A 19,638-nucleotide genomic window follows, 5' to 3' on the forward strand; every position below is an offset into this window, starting at 1 on the left:
AGTTTACCCTAATTCACACGGGATTCAGTCGGCACCACCTTCGGCACGACCTTCGCCACCGGTTGCTCGGGCGTACGGCGCCACTGTGGCAGGCCGATCAATACCACGGCGCTGATGATCACCAGCATCGCCAGTGCTTCTTCGATACCAATGGTCTCGCCGACAAACACGATCCCCAGCAACACCGCCACCGCCGGGTTGACGTAGGCATAACTGGTGGCCGCCGCCGGACGCACGTGTTTCAACAGGTACATGTAGGCGTTGAAGGCGATGATCGAACCGAACACGGTCAGGTACGCCAACGCGGCCCAGCCTTCGATCGGCGGAACCTTGTCCAGGTGTTCGCCGCTGATCGCGCTGCCGATCAGCAACACCACGCCCCCCACCAGCATTTCCACGGCACTGGCCATGGCGCCCTGAGGCAACGGCAAGTGTTTGCTCCAGACCGAACCGAACGCCCAGGTGGCCGCGGCAAAAATCAGCAAGGCAGCGCCCAAGGGGCTTGATTGCAGGTTGGAACCGAGGTTGAGCATGGCAATGCCAACCATCCCCAGCACAATCCCGGCCCATTCAAGACGGGTATTACGCGCCCCCCAGAAATAGCCACAGAGCAAGGTAAACAGCGGCACCGTCGCGACTGCCAGGGCCGCGACCCCGGAGGCCACGCCCGTGTGCTCGGCCACGCTGACCGCACCGTTACCGCACGCCAGCAGCAATACGCCAATGATGCCGGCGGCTTTCCATTGCCCCCAGGTCGGTGCCGGCGCGCCCCTCCAACGCAGGAAGGCGTACATCAAGGTGCCGGCGATTACGAAGCGGATACCGGCAAGCAACAATGGCGGCCAATACTCCACGCCGATGCGGATGACCAGGTAAGTCGAACCCCAGATCACGTACAAGGCGAAAAAGGCAGCGATCAACGGTAAGGGAAAGCGACGTAGGCCGGACATGATGGGCAGCTCACAGGCAGTACAAGTGAACGGCTATTCTAGAAAGGCTGGCGCTGGAAAATAAGTTACAAAACCTGTTTAAAGCGCCGGTACACTTTTCAAAACACGGAGTTCAGGGCTATATACCGTGCTTTCGAAAGTCGCTCATATTCAGGAGTCACACGATGGATAAGTACGACCGCATGCTGCTCGGCGCCCTGCTGGAAAACGGTCGCGCGTCCTACGCGGATCTTGCGCGCAAGGTCAATCTTTCCGCCCCTGCGGTGGCTGAGCGCGTGGCCAAGCTCGAAGCCAGCGGCGTGATCACCGGCTATCAGGCAAAGGTCGACATGGCCAAGCTCGGCCTGCCGATCCAATGCGTCATCGAACTGCGCCTGAACCAGCACGGCAACCAGAAAGCCTACGACGACCTGATCAAAATCCCGCAACTGACCGAATGCCATCGGGTGACCGGTGATCCTTGCGTTATCATGCAGGCGGCGGTGGGCTCGATGCCGGAGCTTGAAGATTTGATCAACCGAATCGCCACGTTTGGGTTCAGCAAGACGTCGATCGTGTTGTCGAGCGCGATAGAAAAGCGCGTGCCGTTGGGGCAGTTGGAAGGGAATGGCAAGGCAATTTAATTGCTGTAGGTGATCCACTGTGCGAGCGAGCCTGCTCGCGAAGGCAATTGATCATTCAACATTGAGGTCGACTGACACTCCGCTTTCGCGAGCAGGCTCGCTCCCACAGGGGAATCGTGTCGCGGTCAGACCCCGCGATAGCGCTTGAGGTGCTCACCCACCTTCGCCGCCGGCACTTTCTGCAACTTGCACAGCAAATCATGGGACAACTCGCGCAGCCCGTGTTTCTGACGCAACTCTTCAGCCAGGTGCGCCGTCAGGTTGGCGGCCATTTCCGCATCGGCCATGGCCCGGTGGGCCTTGCCGGTGTGGGGCAGGTTGGCGAAGGTGGTGAGGGTGCCGAGTTTGTGGTTCGGCGCCGCGGGCATCAGGCGACGGGCCAGCAGCAGCGAGCAGGCAAAGTTTTGCAGGCGGGTGCGCTTGATCCGTCCCAGCTCGAAATCCCAGAACTTCTGGTCGAACGCGGCGTTGTGCGCCAGCAACGGCGTGGTGCCGACGAACTCATTGACTTCGTTCATCACCTGCTCCGCCGAGGGAGCCGTGCGCAACATGGCGTTGCTGATGCCGGTGAGTTGTTCGATGAAGGCCGGGACGCGCACGCCGGCGTTCATCAGGCTCTGGTAACGCTCGACGATGCGCCCCTGTTCAAGAATCACCACGGCAATTTCCGTGGCCCGACAGCTGCTGCTCGGGGAGATCCCGGTGGTTTCAAAGTCGATGACTGCGATGCGTTCCAAACCTGTTTCAACTCCGTAAAAATCAATTCTTGAGCAGCAAGGCGCCTTCGATCGGTACGTAACGGCTGGCGGCGCGGATCAGCGAGTTGGCCGTCAGGCCCGGTACGCCATAGGCCACCGCCTGCACGCCGTGCTTGCTGATGATGCGCTCCAGCAACATGTCGAAATCACCGTCGCCCGAGGCCAGCACCACTTCGTCGACATGGTCTGCCGCGTCCATGATGTCGAGGGTGATGCCCACGTCCCAGTCACCCTTGGCCGAGCCGTCGCTGCGCTGGATATACGGCTTGAGCTTCACGGTGAAACCGAGATTGCGCAGGATCTGCTGGAACTGCTGCTGTTTGCTGTCGCCACGATCGATGGCGTAGGCGTAGGCCTCGACGATCTGCCCCTGCTTGCTGATCTCGGCCCACAGCGCGGCATAGTTGAAGTGACAACCGTAAGCCTGACGCACGGTGTAATAGAGGTTTTGGACATCGGCGAACACAGCGATTTTCTTCACCGCAACATCCCCTTGGTGCGCAGGCAGGATCAGGCACCGGGCCCGAAAAGTCGCCCAGTATGCCAGCCTGAAGGAGTGTTCCGCGAAAAATCGACCCGAGGCACCTGAGTGCCCCGGACGAATGGCAACTTGTGGCGAGTGACAATCTGTGGCGAGGGAGCTTGCTCCCGTTGGGCTGCGCAGCAGTCCCATTCTCTTGGGGTCGCTTCGCGACCCAACGGGAGCTTGCTCCCTCGCCCAGATCAGTGAAAATCAATCAGACGAAGGAATCGTCGTCGCCACCAAAGAACGATGAGCTGTCATCGCTGTAGTCGGCGTCTGTAAAGCCACCCCGGTCATTAGCGTAGGAATCGTTACCGGCCATGCGTTGGTCATCGCCCCAGCCATTGTTGCCCTGGTCATTGACCTGGGCCGGTTCTTCCTTGATGACTTCGACGATTTCCTGCGGCTGCTGATTGTGATGGAACAGGCTGCTGATGCCCTGGGCCAGCATCACGCCACCCGCCACACCCGCCGCGGTTTTCAACGCGCCGCCGAGGAAGCTGCTGCCCGCCATCGGTGCCGCTTGTTGCGGGGCGTAGTTTTGCTGAGGAACGTTTTGCTGCGGTGGAGCACCGAAGTTCTGCTGGGGCGCCTGCGAATTGAACGAAGACCGTCCCGGCTCACGCCAGCCGCCACCGCTCGACACCGGTGCGTTCTGGCTCGGCGCAGGCTGCGGATCACGGGAACCGCCACCGAAAATGCTCGACAGGAAACCACCGCTGCTCGGCGCAGCTGGAGCCGGAGCGGCTGTCTGTGCCCTGGCGTGCTGCAGATCGGCCTGCAATTGCAGGATTTGCTGGTTCAGTTGTGTGTTCTGTTCATCGAGGCGCTTGATCGCCGCCTCTTGCACCAGAATCGCCTGGGTCATGAAATAACCTGCCGCGGGCTGGCGGGTCAGATGTTCCTTGATCCGCGCCTCGGCCTGGGCGTCGCGCGGGGCTGATTCCGTTTCGGCCTGTTGCAGCCGGGAAAACAGTCCATCGATCAGGGTTTGTTCTTCGCTGTTCATGGCGACCTCGTAGATTGCCGGGGAAATCGTTGTCCTTTTCCACTTAAGGATAAGGTGCCCGACCTTAATGGAGGCTGAAACAAGTTGTTTCAATGACCTTTACCGAACGTTTACGTTTGCGCCCCCCTGCACATCATCGGTTAAAGTGAGCCACTGCTTCCAACCTGCGATACCGACTGATGAATCCGTTCGACGTACTGCGTGACTCCCTGTACTTCTTCAAGCGCAATCTGGGCCAGATCGTGCAACTGTGCCTGCCGCTGGTCATTATCGAGGCCTTGTTGCAACAAGTGGTCGATCACTCCACCGAACCGGACAGTTTCCCCGGCGTCAGCGTGATCGTCGGCCTGCTGGTTTATCCGCTGTACACCGCTGCACTGATTCTGTTCCTCGACGCCCGCAGTCGTGGCGAAACGCCAAGCAACCGCCAGCTGCTGTCGCGATCCGCCTACCTGTGGCCGCGCTTCGCATTGTTGACCGCCCTCAATACCCTGCTGATTTTGCTTGGCTTGTCGCTGTATTTCCTGCCGGGTATCTACCTGATGGTGACCCTGGCCTTCGGCGAGTACCTGCTGGTGCTGCGTGGCCTGGCGCCGCTGGCGGCCATGAAGGAAAGCCTGCGCCTGACCCGCGGGCACTTCCTGCGCATCCTGGTGTGCATTTTGTGCGTGATGGGGCCGTTATGGCTGCTCAAGGGCGCAACACTGGCGGCGTATCCCGAGCCGCAGAACCCGGTGATCTCGCTATTGATCGACAGTGCTCACAGTTTCCTGCAACTGTTCACCAGCGTGGTGCTGTTCCGTCTGTTCATGCTGATCACCGATGTGCCGGAAAAAATCGACGGGCCACTCTGACCTTGGGCGACCGCCCGTCCGTCGGGTATGCTCGGGGTCAATTTCCGTAACGCTATAAGCCGAGCCATGACCCGACTGCTGCGCTACACCGTGCTGGGATTGCTGATTGTGACCGGGCTGACCGGCGTGATGATCTACAGCCTGACCTGGCGCCCCGAAGCCCGGGAAGTGCTGCCGGTCAGTTGCAGTACCCGGGCGCCGTCCCTGGCCCCCGGCCAGGCGCTGAAGGTGATGACCTGGAACGTCCAGTACCTGGCGGGCAAGCGCTACGTGTTCTGGAATGACCTGGCGGCCGGCGCCGACGACTCCCCTACCCCCGAAGACATGGCCTTCAGCCTCGATGAAGTGGCGCGGGTGATTCGCGACGAACAACCCGACGTGGTGCTGTTGCAGGAACTCGATGACGGTGCCAAGGCCAGCGCCTATCAGAACCAGCTCAAACTGCTGCAGGAACGGGTCGCCGATCTGTATCCGTGCAGCGTCCACGCCTTCGACTGGAAAGCTGATTTTGTCCCGGATCCGCATATCTTCGGCAGCGTTGGCCGGCAATTGGCAACCCTGAGCCGCTACCAGATCGAGCATGCCCAGCGCCTGCAATTACCAGTCGCCCCGAGCAATCTGATCAGCCGCCAGTTCCAACCGAAAAACGCCTTGCTGGTCGCCTACCTGCCATTGAGCGATGGCGGTCAGTTGGCCGTGCTCAACACCCATCTGGACCGCGTGACGCAACCCGACGAGTCACTGCAAACGCAAATCTCGGCCGTGGCCAAGGTCCTGGACAAATACGAAAGCCGCGGGACGCCGTGGCTGATCGGCGGTGATTTCAATCTGCTGCCGCTGGGGCAATACCAGCGCCTGCCCAACGAACAGCGCACGCCCTACTCCGCCGACAGCGCACTGCACGTGCTGTGGGACAAGTACCCGATGATCCCCACCAACAACGAAGCCAGCGGCATCGACCGCGCCCGCTGGCTGACCCACTACCCGAACGACCCGGGCCTGAACGGTCCGGACCGCACCGTCGACTACCTGTTTTACAGCCCACGCCTCAAGCGGGTCGAGGCGATGGTCAGGCAGGACGATACCTTGCGTATTTCCGATCACCTGCCGGTGATTGCGCGGTTCCTCCTCCCGCCCTCCCCTTGACCTGATTTGACCTGTGGGAGCAATGCTTGCTCGCGATAGCGGTGTGTCAGCCTGCATTGATGTTGGATGTGCCGACGTCATCGCGAGCAAGCTTTGCTCCTACAGGGATTGCGTCGATTTCCAGTCATCAGGAATAACCGCAATCACATCGATTTCCATCAGCCACTGCGGTTGGCCAAGCCCGGAAATCACCAGTCCGGTGGAGATCGGGAAAACGCCCTTCAACCACTTGCCCACCACCTGGTAAACCGGCTCGCGGTAACGCGGGTCGATGATGTAGGTGGTGGTTTTGACGATATGCGAAAGATCGCTGCCCGCCTCCTCCAGCAGCTGTTTGACGTTTTTCATCGCCTGTTCGGCCTGGGCCGCCGGATCGCCAAGACCCACCAGGTTTCCTTCGAAGTCGGTGCCGATCTGACCCCGTACATAAACGGTGTTGCCAGCCCGTACGGCTTGGCAAAGATCATTATCCAGAGATTGGTTTGGATACGTGTCTTTGGTATTGAACATGCGAATTCGAGTGTGAGTAGGCATCAACGGACTCCCCTGAAGCTTGATTTATGATCGGTTCTTAACGCTGCGACGGGTCGCGGTATTCCAGGTACTGGCGCTGCGTGGCAATGTGGCCGGCGACATGTTTGGCGTCGTGCCAGACGCCCCAGATAAAGCTCGATCCGCGACGTGACAGCCACGGCAGGCCCACGAAATAAACACCGGGCTCGCTCGAGACACCGCGCTGATGACGCGGCTTGCCCTTATCGTCAAACGCATCGACCTGCAGCCAGCTGTAATCGACGGCGTAGCCGGTGGCCCAAATGATCGAGGTGATACCCGCCTCGACCAGATCCAGCTCAAGGATTGGATGGGTGATGCAGTCCGGGTCGGGAAGCATGAACCGGGCTTCGGGCTCTTCGGGAAGGTCAAGACCGTTGCGCGTTACGTAGGCGTCCGCCGCATCCAGCAGCGACAGATAGTTTTCGTCACCGGCAGCGACGTTTTGCGCCAGATCCTGCTGGAACGTCACCACGCCGTCGTCGAAGGATCGGGTCAGCCCCACCAGCGTGACGCCTTGCTGGGCCAGTGCCCGGAAATCGACGGTCTGCCCGCCGCGCGCACCGCTGACCGCGATGGTGACGTGCTCACGCCCCGGCTGCATGACTTCAGCATCCCAGAGCCCCAGAACCCCCAGCCACCAGCAGAAGTCACGGTTGCGATAGGCGCGAGGCGGACGGTCATGCTGGCCGACAGAGAGATAGACCTGTTTACCGGCGCGCTGGAGCTCATCAGCGATTTGAACACCGGAAGAGCCTGCACCAATCACCAGCACGCCGCCCTCGGGCAGTTGCTGCGGGTTGAAATATTGAGCCGAATGAATTTGCGTGATCCGGTCGTCTTTCGGGGCAATCGGGGGAATGACCGGGCGCTGGAAAGGGCCGGTGGCCGCCACCACGCGATTGGCCTCGATCACCCCTTCGGAGGTTTCGATGGTGAAGCCCGGGCGATCGGCGTTGCGTACCACTTTCTTGACTTCGACACCGGTACGAATCGGTGCTTCGAATTTCTCGGCATAGGCTTCGAAATACGCCGCTACGCGATCTTTCGAGGCAAAGGCATCGGGCTCGAGGTCTTCGAACGCCAGTCCGGGGAAGCGGTCATGCCAGACAGGGCCGTTGGCAACCAGCGAATCCCAGCGTCCGGTGCGCCACGCTTCAGCGATGCGGTTACGCTCCAGAACGAGGTGGGGAACACCCAGTTTGCTCAAGTGCTCACTCATGGCGACGCCAGCCTGGCCGGCCCCGACGACAAGCGTATCTACTTCTATCTTGTTAACAGTCATGCTTGTGTCCTTCATTGAGGCAACTTTGGCGCGCCAAGTCGCTACAGATCAGTTGCTTTTATTAGTTAGTTCCACACTTATAACTTTGCTTGCGGGGTGGTTTTATTCTGTGTGGTAAATGCAAATTGCGAAAATATGATTTTTATAGTTGTTAGCCAGAAAAAAACTGTCTGGCAACAAAACTAACTATTTGTCTTATTGAATATGTATTGACACGAACCCTGTAGGAGCAAGCTTGCTCGCGATGGACGTCAACAATTACGCGTTTTGCCAGAATGAACGCGTTGCCTGGGCGTTTTTCGCGAGCAAGCTCGCTCCTACAGTTTAAGGAGCGAGCTCAGTTCCCCGACACACAAGGGCTTAGCGTGCAGCCCAGGCGTTGAAGCGCTCCTCAAGCTCTTCGCCGTGATCGACCCAGAACGTGGCATCCACTAACTGGCCTTCAGCCAGATTGGCCTGGGCCGTGGGTAGCTGGGAAAGGGTCTCCGCTGGCAGCTGCGCCAGCACATCCTTGCGGATCGGGCCGTAGGGAATCTGGCTGGAGAAGGATTTCTGGCCGCTCGCCTGGCTGGCAAACACGATGAAGCGTTCGGCCAGCGCCTTGTTCGGACTGCCGCGAACGATGGCCCAGTGATCAGGATCGTAGAGGTGACCGTTCCACGAGATCGCCAGTTTCGAACCTTCCTTCTGCGCGACAGCAATACGGCCGTTGTAGGCGGCAGACATGACGACGTCGCCTGCTGCCAGCCATTGAGGCGGCTGGGCACCGGCTTCCCACCATTGGATAGAGGGCTTGATCTGGTCAAGCTTGTGGAAGGCCCGGTCCACGCCCTCCTTGGTACCCAGGACTTTGTACAGGTCTGCCTGTTTGACGCCATCGGCGAGCAGCGCCACTTCCAGCGTGTATTTGGCGCCCTTGCGCAGGCCGCGCTTGCCAGGAAATTGCTGCAGGTTCCACATGTCTGCCCAGGACGTTGGCGCCGCCGAAACCTTGCCTGAGTTGTAGGCCAGCACCATCGACCATACGTAACTGGCCACGCCGCACTCGCTGACAGCGCCAGGCAGGTAGTTACCAGCTTCTCCGATCAGCGCCGGGTTCAGCTTCTCGAACAACCCTTCTTCACATCCACGCAGAAGCTCGGGACTTTCAACTTCGACAACATCCCAACTGACCTGGCCGACATCGACCATCGCCTTGACTTTGGAAAGTTCACCGCTGTATTCCCCGACTACCACCTTGCCAGCACCACTTTTTTCAAAGGGTTTGAAGTAAGCACCCTCTTGCGCTGCCTTGGTGGCACCACCGAACGAAATAACCGTAAGGCTTTCTGAATGCGCAACGACTGGCACTGTAAACCCAAGTAACGCTGTTAAACCAGCGATCGTTTTAACGCTCGAAGATGAATATTTGAACATAGAAGCGCCCTCACTTTTTAATTGTGATTAGTTACTGAGGCAGTCACGACCAGGCGGCCGTAAATGTGCGCATATCCATCCGCGCGATGACATTTTGTTGTTTTAATTCGCACCCTCTTCAAGTGTGCGGCCAGAGGTCGAACACGCTACGCCTCCTGCTCGACCGCCAGGGTGGTCGGGTTTTTTCGGAGGATGCAGAGATAGTGCGTCAACCGTGCGCAGAGGAAAATTATTAAAAATATGCTCGGGGTATAAGAAAAAACTGGGCAAGCGCTTACCCAGTCCGCAACCGTCATAAGGTAAGGTTCAGTCAAGCATTCGCGCGACTTGGGCCATCCAGGCTTTCACTGCGAACACAACAATAAAGAGGTGCGTGTGGCTTCCTACACATTGCGACAACTCAAGTACTTCGTCACAACGGTAGAAGCCGGCAGTGTGGCGGAAGCTTCGAGACAGCTCTATATCGCGCAGCCATCGGTCTCGACAGCGATCAAAAGCCTGGAAGAGTCTTTCAACGTCCAGCTGTTCATCCGCCACCATGCCCAGGGCGTTTCCCTGACGCCCACCGGCACGCGCTTCTACCACAAGGCGCAGGAGCTTCTGCGCATGGCCAGGGAGTTTGAACAGAATGCGTTGGCGGACAACGATACGGTGTCCGGACAAATCGACATCGGTTGCTTCGAAACGGTGGCCCCGCTGTATTTGCCACAGCTGATCGCCGGCTTTCGCCAGCTGTATCCGGGCGTGGACATTCGCCTGCGCGACGGCGAGCAGCAGGAGCTGGTTCAAGGCTTGACCGCCGGCACTTTCGACGTCGCCTTCCTCTACGATCACGGCCTCGACAGCACCATACAAACCACACCGCTGATGCCACCGCAAAAGCCCTACGTCCTGCTGCCTGAAGGTCATCGCTTCGCCGACCAGAAAGAGGTATCGCTCAGGGATCTGTGCGGGGAGCCGATGATTCTCCTGGATGTGCAACCGAGCAGAACCTACTTCGTCAGCCTGTTCCACGAACTGGACCTGACGCCGAACATCGTATTCAGTTCGCCTTCGATCGAGATGGTACGCGGCATGGTGGGCCAGGGATTCGGGTTCTCCATCCTGGTGACCCGCCCGCATTCGGAATGCACTTACGATGGGAAAAAAGTGGTCATCGTCGACATCAAGGAACCGGTCTCAACCTCCGGACTGGCGTCCGCCCACCTCAAACGCAGCCAACTGACCAAGCCGGCACAATTGTTCGTGGATTTTTGCCGCGAGCAGTTGAGCCGGATGATTATGTAATGCTGTTGTGGGAGCGAGCCTGCTCGCGATGGTCGCTAACGATTACGCATGTTTTCTGATTAAACGCGGCGTTTTCAAATCCATCGCGAGCAAGCTCGCTCCTACAGTCATAGATACGCCGCTTCGGCACACAGATAGTCAGCCAGTCGAATCAGCATCGCATCACAGCCATTCAACTGATCCAGCGCGATGAACTCATCGGGTTTGTGCCCTTGATCCATGCTGCCAGGGCCACAGACCACCGTGGGTATGCCAGCCTCGTCAAACAGTCCACCCTCGGTGCCGAACGCGACCGTTCCAAACGCCGAAGATCCGCTCAAGTGTGCCAGCAGTCGCGCCGCTTCGCTTTCGGGTGAGGTGGCCAATCCGGGATACGCACTCAACGGGCGCAAGCGGATATCCGTGTCAGGTTGCACCGCCCGCATCTTTGGCAGAACCTGTTCCTGGGCGAATACCTGCAACTGGTTCGCCACCTCTTGGGCATCGAAGCTCGGCAGCGCCCTCACTTCAAAATCGAACTCGCATTCAGCGGGAACAATGTTCAGCGCCCGGCCACCCTTGATGACACCGGTCTGTACCGTCGAATACGGAGGATCAAAGCGCTCGTCGTGGTGATCAGGATGCGCAAGCTCCGCGCCGATTGCGCCGAGCCGGCCAATCAGCTGCGCGGCGTACTCGATTGCGTTGACCCCATAAGGCGCGTAAGCGGAATGGCAAGCAGCACCGCGTACCTCGCAGCGCATCGCCAATTTGCCCTTGTGGCCCAGCACTGGTTTGAGTTCGGTCGGTTCGCCGATCAAACACAGCCGGGGTTTATGTGGCCGCTTCTGCAACTCGGCGAGCATCGGCCGTACACCCAGGCAACCCACTTCTTCATCGTAGGAAAACGCCAGGTGCACCGGTGCCAGAAGCGGGCGCCGTACAAACACAGGGACCGCCGCGAGCACCGAGGCGATGAAGCCTTTCATGTCCGCTGTACCACGGCCGTAGAGACGTCCGTCCTTTTCCGTCAGGTGGAACGGATCAACCGTCCAGGCCTGACCGTCAACCGGCACCACGTCGGTGTGACCGGAAAGCACCACTCCGCCTGATTTGAGCGGACCGATGGTGGCGAACAGATTGGCCTTGGTGCCCTCCTCGTTGTAGAACAGCTCACTCTGCACGCCATGCCCCGCCAGGTACGCCTCGATGAAGCGGATCAGCTCGAGGTTGGAGTCGCGGCTGACGGTGGCGAAGGCAATGAGGCGCTCCAGAAGCTCGCGGCTGGACGCATTACTCATCCCCAGGCACTCCATAGCTCGGCGCAGCTGTCGGGTCGAGCGCGCGTGTCAGGTAGTCCTGCATTTGCGGTCGATAGGCCTGCCAGAGTCCATCAAGTTGTCCGATGGGATCTTCGTCGGCCCAGTCGACGCGCAAGTCGATGATCGGCCATGTGTAATCGCCCACCACCTTGAGTGCTGCGGAGTGAACAGGACCCGCCTCGCCACCGGCCGCCATCGCTGCATGCATGGCCGCCAGCAAACGATCCGCCAATTGACCAGGCTCGGCCTCGAACGCCTCGACCATGGCCTCAATCACCCGCACATCGCTGAGCAAATTACCCGCCGCAGCACAGTGCTCGCCTTTCACCGCGTTGTGCACGCCCAGCGACTCCTTGCCGCTGAAGCAGGCAATGCGGCCAGACGCATCGATCACTGTGACCTGCCGATACTGACTCCAGCCATTGGAGTTGAGTGCCTTGTCCAGCGCCGCGTCAGCCTCCAGATGCTGATGCTCCAACAGATCCAGTATCTGCGGCCCCAAAGCCGGCAACGTAATGTTCTGCGTGGAAACCGCCCCGACTCCCGCCCGCGCCCAAGGGCAACGCGCACCCACTGCAATGCTTGAAGAGCTGATGGCAATACCGAGCTGCCCGGTTTCAGGGCAGCGCCCGATAATTGAGAACGTCATGGCTCACTCCTTAGGTTTCTTGTGCGTGCGGATTTGTATTCTGTTCATGCACAGGAAAGGGAGAAAGCAGGTTTTTTGTGGCTTTGGGGTAGGAAAAAACTGGGCAGTGCTGACCGGGCACCTGTAGGAGCGAGCTCTGCTCGCGATGAACCCGAGAACGCCGCGGGGCGTCAGGTTTCCAGCGTTATCGTTGGCGTCCATCGCGAGCAGAGCTCGCTCCTACAGTTTTTTGTTATTTGCGTGGTTTGATGCGGGCGGTGGCTTCAGCCACCAACGGGTCATCAGGCCAATAGTGTTTCGGATACCGGCCCTTCAGATCCTTTTTCACCTCGGCGTAAGTGCTGCGCCAGAAGTTTGCCAGGTCCTGTGTCACCTGCACCGGCCGCCGCGCCGGCGACAACAGATGCAGCTTGACCACTTGCCGACCACCGGCGATGCGCGGGGTTTCTGCCAGGCCGAACAGCTCCTGCAAGCGCACCGCCAGAATCGGCGGCTGCTCGCTGTAGTCCAGGCGAATCGATGAGCCGGACGGCACGCTCAAGTGATGCGGTGCCAGCTCGTCGAGCCGCTGCGGCAGCGGCCACGGCAGCAGGTTGTGGACAATGCTCGACAGGTCGAGATTGGCGAAATGACTGAGTCGCGAGACCTTCCCCAGGTACGGCATCAGCCAGTGTTCGAGGTTTTTTAGTAGTGCAGTGTCGCTGACATCCGGCCATTCGCTTTCGCCCTTGCCGGCCAGATCCAACTGGCGCAGCAATGCGACGCGCGCCTGCCACTGGCGCAGCTCCGGGGTCCACGGCAACAGCTCCAGACCTTTGCGTCGCACCAGATTGACCAGCGCCTGACTGCGGGCGGTTTCGTCGAGGCCGGTCAGCGGTTCGCGGCTGAGGATCAACTCGCCAACCTTGCGCTGGCGCTCGGCGCGCAGCACGCCTTCGCGTTCGTCCCAGTCCAGCTGATCGACGCAGCGCACCTGTTCGGCCAGCACCGAGTCGAACAACGCCGGATCGAAATCCGCCGCCAGATAAATTCGTTCTTCACGCTGGCCCTGACGACTGCCGAGGTCAGCGATCACCAGCCATGGCTGTTTCATCAGGCTGTCGGCTTCGGCGAACAACGCGGCGCGTCCGTTGGCCAGGCGATACTCGGCGCCACCGGTACGGCGTTGCTGGGCGACGCGGTCGGGATAGGCCAGCGCCAGCAGCGCACCGAGCCAGCGTGGATGATCAGGATCGCCGACAGGTTCCGACGCCTTGCCGCGCAGATAACCGCGATACTGCCGCGCCAGTTGCCGGGCCCGTTGCACGCCGCCCTGGGCACCGCGTGCGGCCCGCTCTTCGCCCGATAACAACACCAATCGGCTGTGCAGATCCGCACCGGCGCCGCGCAGGATATCGCGCTCGCCGAGCAGCGCCGCGACGTCGCAGGCCATGTCCGCCAGCCCCAGCGCCTGCCCGCGCAACAGCAAATGGGCGATGCGCGGATGCGCCGGCAGTTCGGCCATGGCCTGGCCGTGACGGGTCAATGCCTCGCCGTCCAGTGCGCCCAGGCGTTCGAGCAGATCCTGTGCCTGTGCATAAGCGGCGGTCGGCGGCACATCGAGCCAGACCAACTGCCCGGGCGTCACACCCCAGCGGCCGAGCTGCAAGGCCAGCCCCGCGAGGTCTGCCGAGAGAATTTCCGCACTGCCATACGCCGCCAGTTGTTCGTGCTGATCCTGCGACCACAAGCGATAACACACGCCCGGCTCCAGTCGCCCGGCACGGCCCGCGCGCTGGGTGGCGCTGGCCTTGGAAATCCGTTGCGTGTCGAGACGGGTCATGCCGCTGCCGGGATCGAAACGCGGCACCCGCGCCAGCCCGGCGTCGATCACCACCCGCACACCGTTGATGGTGAGGCTGGTCTCGGCGATGTTGGTCGCCAGCACCACTTTGCGTTTGCCATCCGGCGCCGGATCAATCGCCGCACGTTGCGCGGCCAGGTCCAATTCACCGTGCAACGGGCAGAGCAAAACCTGCGTGTTCTCACCCAGCGCGTCGGCCAATTGCTGATGGACGCGCCGGATTTCCGCCTGCCCCGGCAGGAACACCAGGACGCTGCCGGTTTCATCGTTCAAGGCTTCGAGCACGGTCTGCACCAGTCGCGGCTCGATGTATTCTCCCGCCTGAAACGGCCGGCCCCAGCGCATCGCCACCGGGTACATGCGGCCTTCGCTGCGCAGGATCGGCGCATCGTCGAGCAACCCGGCCAGGCGCTCGCCTTCCAGGGTCGCCGACATCAACAGGATTTTCAGCGGCTGGTCATCACGAAACAGTTCCCGGCCATTCAGGCTCAGGGCCAAGGCCAGGTCGGCGTCGAGGCTACGTTCGTGGAATTCGTCGAAGATCAGCAGACCTACGCCTTCCAGCGCCGGGTCGTCCTGCAAGCGCCGGGTAAGGATGCCTTCGGTGACGACTTCGATCCGGGTGTCGGGGCCAACCTTGCTGTCCAGCCGAATGCGATAACCCACGGTTTCGCCGACCTTCTCCCCCAGTTCACTGGCCAACCGTTCCGCCGCCGCCCGCGCGGCCAGGCGTCGCGGTTCAAGCATCAGGATGGTTTGCCCGGCCAGCCATGGCTCGTCGAGCAAGGCCAGGGGCACGCGGGTGGTTTTACCGGCACCGGGCGGTGCTTCGAGCACGGCTTCGTGGCGTGTAGCGAGGGCTTCACGCAGGGCGGGTAAAACTTCATCGATCGGCAACGAATTCATACTGGCTCCAAAGCAGAGCGGCGAGTATAACGGCGAACTGGTGGACGTTCGTCAGGGTCTTAATTCATACCGACGACACTTCGTTCTGAGATGACCAAGGAGATTTCCCATGCGTGTTCCCTTTCGCCTGATTGGCGGTGTATTGATCGCGACCCTGCTGACCCAGGTCACCGCGTGCGGTTCGATTTTCTACCCCGATCGCCGCGGTCAGATCGACGGCAAGATCGACCCCGCCATCGCCGTGCTCGATGCCGTGGGCCTGCTGTTCTACATCATCCCCGGCCTGATCGCGTTTGCCGTGGACTTCGCCACCGGCGCGATTTACTTCGCACCCGGCGAACACGCCCAAGTGGCCCCGGAAAAACTCAAGGAAGCCATCGGTGCCGACGGCAAAGTCGATAACCACAAGTTGCAGACTATTCTGGAGCGTGAACTGGGCCGCAGCTTCCCGCTGGACGATCCACGCCTGATCCAGCACAAGGGCAGCACCCAGCAACTGGCCTTGCTGGGCCTGCAACCGGCCGCATAATCGCGTAAGGAAAAGCCGCACTTATGATCTCCAGCTCCGAACACGCCCGCCTGCTGCGGCTGGCGACCCGTGCCTCGGTGGCGGTGGCCTGCACGCTGATCGTCGCCAAAGCCATCGCCTGGTGGTTGAGCGGTTCGGTGAGCATGCTCGCCGGGTTGACCGACTCGACACTCGACGGCGTGACTTCGCTGCTCAACCTGCTGGCCGTGCACTACGCCCTGCGTCCGGCCGACGACGATCATCGCTACGGCCATGGCAAGGCGGAATCACTGGCCGGCATGGCCCAGGCGCTGTTCATCGGTGGCAGTGCGGTGCTGATTGCGTTGCAGGCCATCGATAGGCTCAAACATCCGGAACCGGTGGGCGCGCCGTGGATCAGTATTGGGGTGATTGTGTTCTCGCTGGGCCTGACCCTCGCGCTGCTGATGTTGCAGCATCGGGTGGTCAAGGCCACCGGCTCCAATGCAGTGCGCGCCGATTCCCTGCATTACCGCTCGGACATGTTGCTCAACGGCAGCATTCTGGTGGCGCTGGTGCTGGCCGGGTTTGGCTGGCATCAGGTCGATGCCTGGTTCGGCCTGGGGATTGCCGCCTACATCCTCTGGAGCGCGGTGCAGATCGCCCGGGAGAGCTTTGCGGTATTGATGGATGAAGAGCTGCCGCCGGATGTCAGCCAGCACATGCTGGAGCTGGCCTGCAGCGTGCCGGGCGTTTTAGGTGCACATGACTTGCGCACGCGGATTTCGGGCAACCAGTGGTTCGTACAATTGCACCTGGAATTGCCTGGTGAACTGACCTTGTCAGTCGCCCACGGCATCAGCGATCAAGCGGCCGATGCAATTCACGCCGCTTATCCGCGGGCCGAAGTGCTGGTGCACGCCGACCCGCAGGAAGTGGTGAACGCTGCCAGGGCTCAGAAACTCACTTGATAACCGCGACTGCTCAGGCAGTTGCCCTGTGCCTGGCGGTAGGTTTGGACCACCGACGGGTCCGGTTGATAGGTCGCGGTGCGCGGATCGAAGCCACTTTGCTGCACCGCGTATTGATAGCACTCATAGCCATCCCGATTGACCTGATCCTGCGATTGCCCGTTGGCCGGATACGCCACCACGTCATAACCGTTGCTGGCCGGTTGTGGCGGCTGTTGCGGCTGCATGGCGCCGAGCGGTGGCTCGACCACTTCGTAATCCTGAGTGCTTTCCTGCCAGGCGTAATACGAACCGGCCGCGAGAAACAGCACCGATCCGCCGATCAAAATCTGTTCGGCATAGTCCGGCAAATAACGGACACGGATCCCGCGTGGCGGTTCGACCACCACATAGCGTGGTCCCAACGGGCGATACCAATACCCACCGGAATAGTAGTAATCCATGCCGCGGTACGGCACGCGATCGTTGCGTTCCGGGAAGCGTTCGATCACATGACCCGGCCGATACTGCGGGCCGGGGCCCCAGCCATTGCCATGCCCACTCGGGCGACCTTGCCAATGATTGTCGTTGGTCGGGGCGCCTATATAACCGTTCCAGTGCTGGTTGGGATCGTTGCGTCGCGGCTCGTCCTGATAGTAACCACGCCGTGGCTGTTGAGTCTGTTGCACGGTGTCTGGCCGGCCCTGGATCGGCAAGTCATTGGCGGGCAGTTGCGGCGGTGGCGGTGGCGGCCGAACCGGGCTGTTGAAATCGGGCTGTGGACGGCTCTGCCATTGGCCGCCGTTCTGGTGCTGGCCGTTGTGCTCGAACTGGCGGCTGTTGTCGCCACGAATGATGTCGTTGTTCTGCTGGTGCGGCTGGTTTTGTTGCTGGCCATTATTCTGTGGGTGCGGCTGATTATTGCCGCCATGGCCCTGATTGTTGCCCTGATGCTCCCCGTGCTGCCCGCCTTCGGGGCCCCGGTTCTGCGGCTCATCGGCCAGCGATTGCGCAGTGACACTGACACACAGCAAACCAACACCGGCCAAACGCCAGATGCGCGACTTCATGCTTTTCCTCACTGCGGGTTAGGGCCTGTATGTAAGACTGGGAAAGCCAAGGCCGGTTCTGCAACAGGTTATCAGTCGCGCAACTTTTTTATTGAGGGCCGAGACCAAATTCCAGGCAAGAAAAAGGGGAGACCCGTCGGCCTCCCCTTGAGAACTTCGTCCGTGCTCGACGCTTTTGACGTCGGCTCACCTCACGCCGTCTTCTGGACAGTGTGTAGCTCGGGGGCCGGCACATCCCCTGTAGGGGTGGCGACCGCAGCTGGCCTGTTTGGGCGAGCCGCACTGGACTGTTTGTCCGAGCAGTGATTCTGGTGATAAGAATAGGCTCGGAGGGCCGGCAGAGGATTGCGAAGATTGCTCAAATAAACATTACTTGCGCAATTTTTAACCCTGGATAGATAATCTTCCGCAATAGATACGACAAGGGACCGTTTGATGAGCAAACTCGACCGTTACGACCTGAGCATTTTGGCTGAATTGCAGCGCGATGCGCGCATCTCCAATCAGGAGCTGGCCGAACGTATCGGCCTGTCGCCTTCACCCTGCTCGCGTCGGGTCAAGCAGCTGGAAGACGACGGCTACATTTCCCGCCAGGTCGCACTGCTCGACCGCAAAATGCTCGGCCTGAGCCTGACCGCCTATGTGCTGATCGGCATGGATCGACACACCCCGGAGCGTTTCGAAAACTTCGAAGCCGCCATTCGCACCTTGCCGCAAGTGCTGGAGTGCAGCCTGGTGACCGGGATGGATGCCGACTATCAGCTCAAGGTCGTGGTGCCGGACATGGACCACTATCAGAAGCTGCTGCTGGGGCACCTGACGCGGATTGAGGGGGTGACCAGTGTGCGCTCGAGTTTTGTGTTGAACCAGGTGTTGAACAGCACCGAGCTTCCTTTGACTCATCTTCGTAGCTGACGACGCCTTCGCTGGCAAGCCAGCTCCTACAGGGTTTTGTGTTGATCGCCATATTGCGGCTGACGCAGAACCTGTAGGAGCCGGCTTGCCAGCGAAGAGGCCAGCACAAGCGACGAATAGCTGCGACACACCGCCGCAGGCCAGCACTTCAAGCACCCTCCATGCCTTATACTCCAGCGCCCTTTTAGCCCCGCCCGCGCTGGAGATGTCCGATGGATCCTGCAGTATTCGAAGAGTGGATGATGACCGGACTGGTCAGCATCCTGATCATTTTCATGGGTTTCATCGTCTGGGATCTGGCGAAGAAGTCCAAGGCCGGCCGCTTTGGTTCCTTCATCCTGTTCTTCGTGCTCGGGCTGGGTGTCGCTGCATTTGTGATCAAAAGCGTGGTGATCGGCCTGATCGAAACCGGCACGTTATAAACGCGCCGGCACTTCCTTCCACTGGCCCTGGTCGAGCCCTTCGAGGGTCCAGTCGCCGATCCTGACTCGCACCAGCCGCAATGTCGGCAGCCCGACCGCCGCCGTCATGCGCCGCACCTGCCGATTTCGGCCTTCGCGAATCACCAGTTCCAGCCAGCTCGTCGGCACGCTTTTGCGAAAGCGTACCGGCGGATTGCGCGGCCACAACTCAGGCTCCTCCAGTTGCCGCGCCTCGGCGGGCAAGGTCATGCCGTCATTCAATTCGACACCGTCACGCAAACGCTGCAACTGCTCGGTGCTCGGCTCGCCTTCCACTTGTACCCAATAAGTCTTGGCCAGTTTGTGTTTCGGGTCGGCGATTCGTGCCTGGAGCTGGCCATCATTGGTCAACAGCAACAATCCCTCGCTGTCGCGGTCCAGTCGCCCTGCAGGATAAATTCCGGGAATCTCGATGAAGTCCTTGAGCGTCGCACGCCCTTCACCGTCGCTGAATTGCGTCAGCACATCGAACGGCTTGTTGAACAGGATCAGCTTCGGCTCGGCCGGTGGCGCCTTGGCGACACGGCGGGGGGCTGAAGAAGCAGGCTTCGCACCAGGATGGCGGGAAACGGGACGTTGGGGACGGGACATGGCAAAGGGCGCATCTAACGGTCAGGGCTCACTATGCTAGTGGCCTGACCATCAAATGACCA

At 60.4% G+C, this 19,638-nt stretch carries 20 protein-coding genes; 8 read left to right on the top strand and 12 right to left on the bottom strand.

Annotated features, from left to right (window positions below; genetic code table 11):
* Positions 1-8: 8 nt before the first annotated feature.
* Positions 9-950, bottom strand: a complete 942-nt coding sequence (gene yedA, locus LAB08_RS26625) for a drug/metabolite exporter YedA (protein WP_096514967.1) — start codon at positions 948-950, stop codon at positions 9-11.
* 164 nt (positions 951-1,114) lie between these two features.
* Here yedA and LAB08_RS26630 point away from each other — a divergent pair, with 164 nt between their 5' ends.
* Entirely contained in the window at positions 1,115-1,573 is a 459-nt protein-coding gene (locus LAB08_RS26630) for an Lrp/AsnC family transcriptional regulator (RefSeq protein WP_096514966.1), read from the top strand.
* Between the two features lie 125 nt (positions 1,574-1,698).
* On the opposite strand, the gene LAB08_RS26635 is transcribed toward LAB08_RS26630, so the two are convergent.
* The 3 genes from LAB08_RS26635 to LAB08_RS26645 form a co-directional block, all read right to left on the bottom strand.
* Positions 1,699-2,310 (bottom strand): 3'-5' exonuclease, encoded by a 612-nt coding sequence (locus LAB08_RS26635; RefSeq protein WP_096514964.1) that lies wholly within the window; start codon positions 2,308-2,310, stop codon positions 1,699-1,701.
* Positions 2,311-2,332: 22 nt separating this feature from the next.
* Positions 2,333-2,812 carry an NYN domain-containing protein gene (locus LAB08_RS26640; protein WP_096514962.1) on the bottom strand — a complete coding sequence of 160 codons (480 nt, stop codon included), beginning with the start codon at positions 2,810-2,812 and terminating at the stop codon, positions 2,333-2,335.
* A 256-nt stretch (positions 2,813-3,068) separates the two neighbouring features.
* A complete protein-coding gene (locus tag LAB08_RS26645; RefSeq protein ID WP_096514960.1) occupies positions 3,069-3,863 on the bottom strand; it encodes a DUF2076 domain-containing protein in 795 nt (264 codons plus the stop codon).
* 179 nt (positions 3,864-4,042) lie between these two features.
* Here LAB08_RS26645 and LAB08_RS26650 point away from each other — a divergent pair, with 179 nt between their 5' ends.
* Together LAB08_RS26650 and LAB08_RS26655 are read left to right on the top strand one after the other, a co-directional pair.
* A complete protein-coding gene (locus tag LAB08_RS26650) occupies positions 4,043-4,717 on the top strand; it encodes a YciC family protein (protein WP_096514958.1) in 675 nt (224 codons plus the stop codon).
* A gap of 66 nt (positions 4,718-4,783) precedes the next feature.
* Entirely contained in the window at positions 4,784-5,863 is a 1,080-nt protein-coding gene (locus LAB08_RS26655; RefSeq protein ID WP_096514956.1) for an endonuclease/exonuclease/phosphatase family protein, read from the top strand.
* A 99-nt stretch (positions 5,864-5,962) separates the two neighbouring features.
* Here LAB08_RS26655 and LAB08_RS26660 read toward each other — a convergent pair whose 3' ends face one another.
* The 3 genes from LAB08_RS26660 to LAB08_RS26670 form a co-directional block, all read right to left on the bottom strand.
* Positions 5,963-6,397, bottom strand: a complete 435-nt coding sequence (locus LAB08_RS26660) for a RidA family protein (protein ID WP_096514954.1) — start codon at positions 6,395-6,397, stop codon at positions 5,963-5,965.
* Between the two features lie 37 nt (positions 6,398-6,434).
* Positions 6,435-7,715, bottom strand: a complete 1,281-nt coding sequence (locus LAB08_RS26665) for a flavin-containing monooxygenase (RefSeq protein ID WP_254007491.1) — start codon at positions 7,713-7,715, stop codon at positions 6,435-6,437.
* A gap of 345 nt (positions 7,716-8,060) precedes the next feature.
* Complete coding sequence (locus LAB08_RS26670; protein ID WP_096514950.1) at positions 8,061-9,116, bottom strand: ABC transporter substrate-binding protein; 1,056 nt, start codon at positions 9,114-9,116, stop codon at positions 8,061-8,063.
* A gap of 375 nt (positions 9,117-9,491) precedes the next feature.
* On the opposite strand from LAB08_RS26670, the gene LAB08_RS26675 reads away from it, so the two are divergent.
* Complete coding sequence (locus LAB08_RS26675) at positions 9,492-10,403, top strand: LysR family transcriptional regulator (protein WP_096514948.1); 912 nt, start codon at positions 9,492-9,494, stop codon at positions 10,401-10,403.
* Positions 10,404-10,510: 107 nt separating this feature from the next.
* Here LAB08_RS26675 and argE read toward each other — a convergent pair whose 3' ends face one another.
* The 3 genes from argE to hrpB form a co-directional block, all read right to left on the bottom strand.
* Positions 10,511-11,683 (bottom strand): acetylornithine deacetylase, encoded by a 1,173-nt coding sequence (gene argE, locus LAB08_RS26680; protein ID WP_096514946.1) that lies wholly within the window; start codon positions 11,681-11,683, stop codon positions 10,511-10,513.
* Positions 11,676-12,353, bottom strand: coding sequence for a DUF1028 domain-containing protein (locus LAB08_RS26685; protein ID WP_096514944.1), 678 nt, complete (start codon positions 12,351-12,353; stop codon positions 11,676-11,678). Before LAB08_RS26685 ends, argE begins: the two co-directional genes overlap by 8 nt.
* A 232-nt stretch (positions 12,354-12,585) precedes the next feature.
* Complete coding sequence (gene hrpB, locus LAB08_RS26690) at positions 12,586-15,102, bottom strand: ATP-dependent helicase HrpB (protein ID WP_096514942.1); 2,517 nt, start codon at positions 15,100-15,102, stop codon at positions 12,586-12,588.
* Positions 15,103-15,211: 109 nt separating this feature from the next.
* Between hrpB and pmcY the strand changes: the two genes are divergently transcribed.
* Together pmcY and LAB08_RS26700 are read left to right on the top strand one after the other, a co-directional pair.
* Positions 15,212-15,631, top strand: coding sequence for a periplasmic Zn2+ metallochaperone PmcY (gene pmcY / locus LAB08_RS26695; protein WP_096514940.1), 420 nt, complete (start codon positions 15,212-15,214; stop codon positions 15,629-15,631).
* Positions 15,632-15,654: 23 nt separating this feature from the next.
* Positions 15,655-16,560, top strand: coding sequence for a cation diffusion facilitator family transporter (locus LAB08_RS26700; protein ID WP_096514938.1), 906 nt, complete (start codon positions 15,655-15,657; stop codon positions 16,558-16,560).
* Here LAB08_RS26700 and LAB08_RS26705 read toward each other — a convergent pair.
* Entirely contained in the window at positions 16,545-17,609 is a 1,065-nt protein-coding gene (locus tag LAB08_RS26705; RefSeq protein WP_096514936.1) for a DUF6515 family protein, read from the bottom strand. The genes LAB08_RS26700 and LAB08_RS26705 overlap by 16 nt on opposite strands.
* Positions 17,610-18,044: 435 nt before the next feature.
* On the opposite strand from LAB08_RS26705, the gene LAB08_RS26710 reads away from it, so the two are divergent.
* Both LAB08_RS26710 and LAB08_RS26715 read left to right on the top strand, forming a co-directional pair.
* Positions 18,045-18,524, top strand: coding sequence for an Lrp/AsnC family transcriptional regulator (locus LAB08_RS26710; protein WP_007937367.1), 480 nt, complete (start codon positions 18,045-18,047; stop codon positions 18,522-18,524).
* 212 nt (positions 18,525-18,736) lie between these two features.
* Entirely contained in the window at positions 18,737-18,946 is a 210-nt protein-coding gene (locus LAB08_RS26715; RefSeq protein ID WP_046815823.1) for a DUF2788 domain-containing protein, read from the top strand.
* On the opposite strand, the gene LAB08_RS26720 is transcribed toward LAB08_RS26715, so the two are convergent.
* The gene (locus LAB08_RS26720) at positions 18,941-19,576 is read right to left on the bottom strand and encodes a pseudouridine synthase (RefSeq protein ID WP_096514934.1); all 636 of its coding nucleotides are present in this window, start codon (positions 19,574-19,576) and stop codon (positions 18,941-18,943) included. The genes LAB08_RS26715 and LAB08_RS26720 overlap by 6 nt on opposite strands.
* Between the last annotated feature and the right edge of the window lie 62 nt (positions 19,577-19,638).

It is taken from the genome of Pseudomonas izuensis (assembly GCF_002356535.2).
Taxonomy (GTDB): Bacteria; Pseudomonadota; Gammaproteobacteria; order Pseudomonadales; family Pseudomonadaceae; genus Aquipseudomonas; species Aquipseudomonas izuensis.